Genomic DNA, 5,200 nt, shown 5'->3' with positions numbered 1-5,200 from the left:
GCCGCTTCCGGGTCGGACTCGCGGGGACGGTCGGCATCCGGATCACGATCGACGAGCTGGAGCAGCGGCTGGTCGGGCCGGAGTGGCAGCTGCCGGCGACGTACTGCCCGAACTGAGGCACCGCCTCAGACAGGGCGCGGGACGTCGTGCAGGTGCACCTCGCTCAACCGGCCGTCGCCCACGAGAGCGGTCAGGTACGTCGTCGTGGGCTGCCGCCGCCGGTCCGTCGGGGATCCGGGGTTGAGCAGCCGCAGGCCGCCCGGGGCGGAGCTGTCCCACGGGATGTGGCTGTGCCCGAAGACCAGCACGTCGGCGTCCGGGAACCGGGCCTCACACCGCTCCTCGCGGCCCTTGGCGGGCCCCGTCTCGTGGACGACGGCGAAGCGCACGCCCTGCAGCTCGACCCGGGCGACCTCGGGCAGCCGCGCGCGCAGCGCGGCCCCGTCGTTGTTGCCGTGGACGGCGACCAGCCGGGCGGAGCGGGCCTCGAAGAGGTCGAGCGTGTCCGTGTCCACCCAGTCGCCGGCGTGGAAGACGACGTCCGCGTCCGCCATGGCGTCGAGGAGCACCGGCGGCAGCCGGCGGGCACGCGTGGGCAGGTGGGTGTCCGAGGTCATCAGGAGTCGCAGCACGGCCTCCAGCATGGCGCACGGATCCCCGGACGCGGCCGAAGCGGCGGTACGCATTGTGACGGGTCATGGCGCCGGCCGGCCCGGAGCGGCACTCGCCGCCTCCGAGAGTGCCGATTTCGTGACCGTGCCACGCGTCACACGGTCCGATGTCCGGCCGCGCGCCTAGCATGCAGGTCGGCCAACTCCCGCCGGTGCGGGGGAGGGTGTGCGTGACGGGCGAGCGGAAGGCGTGATTGTGACGGATGACAGCGCGTGTGACCCGGCGACCGGGGAGGTCATGGCGGAGGGGCTGCTGGCCGACCTGCCGCGGCTGAAGGCGGAGATAACCGCGCGGTTGCTGGCCGAGCAACCGGTGTACGGGCGGCTGCCCGCCGAGCAGTTGGAGCACGACGTCAGCCGCGTCACCGAGCAGAGCATCCGCGGCATCGCCCAGTCGCTGCGGACGGGCCGGCCGCTGGAGCCGAAGTGGCGGGCCTACCAGCGCGCCTCGGCCGCCCGCCGGGCGGAGGAGGGCGTGCCGATCGAGGCCGTGGTCGACGCCTACTACCTGGGCGCGCAGGTGTGCGTCGACTTCCTGGCCCGCTACCTGCCGCCCGCCGAGGTGGGCATCGCCTACCGGACGCTGCTCACCGGCCTGCGGGTCACCGTCTCCGAGGTCACCGCCGGGTACCTGGAGGAGCGCCAGGCGCAGGCCGGCGAGAGCGACGCGGCCCGGCACACGATGCTGTCGGCGCTGCTCACCGGCACCGACATCCACACCGCGGCCCGCCACAGCGGCACCGCCCTGCCGCCCGCCTACCTGGTGCTCGCGCTGGCGATCGGCACGCACCGCGACGAGCTGCGCGAGGACGTCGACACCGCCGTCGCCGCCCGCCGGAAGATCCGGCGGATCCGCGCCGAACTCGACCGGCGCACCGGCCGACCCGTCCTCGCCCAGCTGACCGCCACCGAGGGCGTCGCCCTGCTGCCCCGCACCGAGGCGGAGGCCGATCACCGCCCCTGGCTGGCCGCCGCGATGGAGGACCTCGGCCGCGCCGCGCGGGCGCCGCTCACCGCCGGGGCCGCGATCTGCGCACCCGACCGGGTGCCGGACGCCGTCCGCCTGGCGACCGAGGTGCGCGACACCGCCGTCGTCTTCCAGCGCCCGCCCGGCGCCTACCTGCTGGACGACCTGCTCATCGAGCACCAGCTCACCCGCCCGGGCGCGGCCCGCGACCACCTCGCCGAGCTGCTCGTCCCGATCGCCGACAAGCCCGACCTGCTGCCGACCCTGCGGCTCTACCTCCAGAGCAACCTCAACCGCCGCGAGGTCGCGGCGCAGCAGCACGTCCACCCGAACACGGTCGACTACCGCATCCGCCGCATCGCCGCCCTGACCGGCCTGAACCCCGCCGAGCACGGCGACCGCATCAAGCTCAGCGCCGCGCTCGCCGCCCTGGACACCCGGCGGCTGGAGCACGCCGCCCTGTGATCCGCCTTGCGACCTGCTCGGTGATCCGACTTGTGATCCGTGACAACTCCCGACCCGGAACTCTGTGTTCGGCACAGGAGTCACCTCGCCGGTGCGCCCCCATCATGGAGGACTACGCGCAGCCCGTCTGCAGAGAAACCCGCCCGCAGCCGACCAGACCAGCAGAGAAGCCCGCCCGCCCACACACCGACGCAAGGACGCCAGGACCACCCTCATGCCCTCGTCGCCCTCACTCTTCGGCCACCGGTCGGCCGGCACCCCGCCGCCCGGCGCGCGTCCGGCCGTCAGCCCCCGGGAGCTGGCCGTCCTGCGCCGCCGCACCCTGCGGATCACCCGCGGCTTCGCGCTGCTCAACGGCGTGCCCCTCGCGCTCACGGTGGTGCTCGCGTGCACCGCCGGCGGGTTGCTGGGGACGAAGGTGCTCGGGCAGTTCACCGTGGGCATGCTGCTCGGCGTCGTGCAGGGCACCCTGCTGCTGTGGACGGCCGCCCGCTTCGACCGCCGCGCGGCCGCGCGGTGCGACGCGGAGGCCGAGCGCCTGCGCGCGGGCCACCGGACGGAGGCCCGATGAACCCCGCCACCCCGGGCGCCGGCACCCAGACGATGGTGCTCATCGCCTTCCTGGTCTTCGTCGGCGTGACGCTGCTGCTGTGCGTGCTGGTCGGCCCGGAGGGCGACGAGACGGCCGACTTCTACACCGCCAACCGCACGCTGACACCGTTCCAGAACGGCCTCGCCCTCTCCGGCGACTACATCTCGGCCGCCACCCTGCTCGGCACCACCGGGATCGTCGCGGTGAACGGCTACGACGGGGTCACCCTCGCCCTCAGCACCGCCCTCTCGCTGGGCGTCCTGCTCCTGCTCGCCCAGCCGCTGCGCAACGCCGGCCGCTACACCCTCGGCGACGTCCTCGCCCTGCGCGCGGACGGCGCCGCGCCGAGGATCGCCGCGGCCGTGGTGACGCTCGCCGTCTCGCTGCCGTTCCTGGTCGTGCAGCTCTCCAGCGCGGGCACGGCCACCGCGCTCATGCTCGGGCTCACCCACAGCGGCGTGCAGCAGTTCTGCACCGTGCTGGTCGGCATGCTGATGGTCTGCTACACGGTGCTCGGCGGCATGAAGGGCACCAGCCTGGTCCAGATCGTCAAGGTCGTGCTGACCCTCGGCACCGTCCTCGTGGTCGTGCTGTCGGTGCTCGCGCGCTTCCACTGGGACGTCGACGCGCTGCTCGCCGCCGCCGCGAAGGGGAGCGGACGGGCGGACGCCTACCTGCGTCCGGGCCTGCGGTTCGGCGACTCCGCCGAGGGCTGGCTGAACTTCGTCGGCCTGCACCTCACCGTGGTCCTCGGCGCGTCCTGCATGCCCCACATGATCATGCGGGTGAACGCCTCGCCGACCGGGGCCGCCGCCCGGCGCTCGACCCGGCACGCGGTGGGCATGGTCGGCGCGTTCTGCCTGGCCGTCGTGGTGCTCGGGCTGGGCGCCGTCGCGCTGCTCGGCGGCCGGCTCATCTCGGCGGTCGACCCGAACGGGCAGGCCGCCCTGCTGCTGCTCGCGGGCAACCTGCAGGGCGGCACGGGCACGACGGCGGGCGGCGCGCTGTTCACCGCCGTCGCGTGCGCGGTGTTCGTCACCGTGCTGGCGGTCGTCGCGGGCATCACGCTCGCGGCGGCGGCCGCGCTCGCCCACGACGTGGCCGCCTGCGCGGTGCGCCGGGGCCGGATGACGCAGGTCGCGGAGGTGCGCGCGGTGCGGTGGTCGGTGGGGGCCGTCGGCGCGGTCGGGATCGCCCTCGCGGTCGCCGCGCAGGGCTACAACCTGCAGTTCCTGTCCTCCCTGGCGGTGACGGTCGCCGCGTCGGCCGTCCTGCCCGCCCTCGTCTACAGCCTGTTCTGGAGCCGTTACAACCGCACCGGACTGCTGTGGACGGTGTACGGCGGACTGCTCACCTCCGTGGGGCTGCAACTGTTCTCGCCGACGGTCTCCGGCGCGCCGGACGCGCTGTTCCCGAACGTCGACTTCCACTGGTTCCCGTTGCAGATGCCCGGGGTGGTCTCGGTGCCGGCCGCCTTCCTGCTCGGCTGGGCGGCCACCGTCCGGAGCCGGCGCGCGGACGGCGAGCCCGAGTTCCACGAGGTGCAGACGCGGACGCTGCTCGGCGCGGACGCCGAGTAGCGGTCACCTCCGCGTCAGGGCCGGATCACTTCACCGACCCCGCCATCGCCCCCTGGACGAAAAACCGCTGGAAGCAGAGGAACACCACCACGGGCACCAGCAGCGACAGGAAGGCGCCCGGCGCGAGGATGTCCATGTTGCTGCCGAACTGCCGCATCTGGGACTGCAGGTAGACGGTGAGCGGCTGCGCGTCGTTGCCCGCGAAGATGAGCGCGACGAGCATGTCGTTCCACACCCAGAGGAACTGGAAGATGCACAGCGAGGCGACGGCCGGCGCGGCGAGGGGCAGCGCGAGGGTGCGGAAGATCCGCCACTCGCCGCAGCCGTCGATCCGGGCCGCTTCGAGGAGTTCGGCCGGGATGTCGAGGAAGTGGTTGCGCATCAGGAAGACGGCGAACGGCAGCCCGTAGCCGACGTGGAACAGCACGACGCCCGGGATGGTGCCGAACAGCCCGACGGCGCCCTCCAGTTTCGCGACCGGGATGAGCCCGACCTGCACGGGGACGACCAGCAGCCCGACGACGCCGACGAAGATCGCGTCCCGCCCGGGGAAGCGCATCCACGCGAAGGCGTACCCGGCGCCCGCGGCGAGGGCGACGGTGAGCAGGGTGGCCGGGACGCTGATCAGCACGGTGTTCCACAGCGCCTTGGGAACGTCGCCCCCGCCGAGCAGCGCCGAGTAGTTCTGCAGCGTGAGTTCGGCGGGCTTGGTGAGGGCCGTCCACCAACCGCCGTTGGCGGCGGCCTGCTTGGGCCGCAGCGAGGAGACGAGCAGGCCCACGGTGGGCACCAGCCAGGCCACGGCGGCGACGATCAGCACGGCCTGGACGAGTCCGCTGCGCGTGAGGGCGGCGAGTCGGGGGGGGGCGCGCGCGGCCCGCGCGCCCCCGCCGGCCGGCGGGGGGGGGGGGGGGGGGTGAGGGCG

General features: G+C 74.0%; 5 protein-coding genes. 3 read left to right on the top strand and 2 right to left on the bottom strand.

Going from position 1 to position 5,200, the window contains the following annotated elements; translation table 11 throughout:
- Positions 1 to 125: 125 nt before the first annotated feature.
- Positions 126 to 629, bottom strand: coding sequence for a metallophosphoesterase family protein (locus tag ACFV4G_RS41460; RefSeq protein WP_380448451.1), 504 nt, complete (start codon positions 627 to 629; stop codon positions 126 to 128).
- Between the two features lie 238 nt (positions 630 to 867).
- Between ACFV4G_RS41460 and ACFV4G_RS41455 the strand changes: the two genes are divergently transcribed.
- The 3 genes from ACFV4G_RS41455 (at position 868) to ACFV4G_RS41445 (ending at position 4,275) form a co-directional block, all read left to right on the top strand.
- Positions 868 to 2,103: a PucR family transcriptional regulator gene (locus ACFV4G_RS41455; RefSeq protein WP_380448449.1), complete on the top strand. Its 1,236-nt coding sequence runs from the start codon at positions 868 to 870 to the stop codon at positions 2,101 to 2,103.
- A gap of 214 nt (positions 2,104 to 2,317) precedes the next feature.
- Complete coding sequence (locus tag ACFV4G_RS41450) at positions 2,318 to 2,674, top strand: DUF485 domain-containing protein (RefSeq protein WP_380448447.1); 357 nt, start codon at positions 2,318 to 2,320, stop codon at positions 2,672 to 2,674.
- The gene (locus tag ACFV4G_RS41445; protein WP_380448445.1) at positions 2,671 to 4,275 is read left to right on the top strand and encodes a cation acetate symporter; all 1,605 of its coding nucleotides are present in this window, start codon (positions 2,671 to 2,673) and stop codon (positions 4,273 to 4,275) included. Before ACFV4G_RS41450 ends, ACFV4G_RS41445 begins: the two co-directional genes overlap by 4 nt.
- Positions 4,276 to 4,300: 25 nt before the next feature.
- Here ACFV4G_RS41445 and ACFV4G_RS41440 read toward each other — a convergent pair whose 3' ends face one another.
- Positions 4,301 to 5,095 (bottom strand): carbohydrate ABC transporter permease, encoded by a 795-nt coding sequence (locus tag ACFV4G_RS41440; protein WP_380448443.1) that lies wholly within the window; start codon positions 5,093 to 5,095, stop codon positions 4,301 to 4,303.
- Positions 5,096 to 5,200: the final 105 nt, after the last annotated feature.

The organism is Kitasatospora sp. NPDC059747 (assembly GCF_042732955.1).
Taxonomy (GTDB): Bacteria; Actinomycetota; Actinomycetes; order Streptomycetales; family Streptomycetaceae; genus Kitasatospora.
Note: the sequence above shows the minus strand (reverse complement) of the source record. Positions and strands in the feature narration are given on the sequence as shown.

Coding starts and splice junctions, on each gene's coding strand:
- ACFV4G_RS41450 (WP_380448447.1), top strand. CDS start 2,318: ATGCCCTCGTCGCCCTCACTCTTCGGCCACCGGTCGGCCGGCACCCCG.
- ACFV4G_RS41445 (WP_380448445.1), top strand. CDS start 2,671: ATGAACCCCGCCACCCCGGGCGCCGGCACCCAGACGATGGTGCTCATC.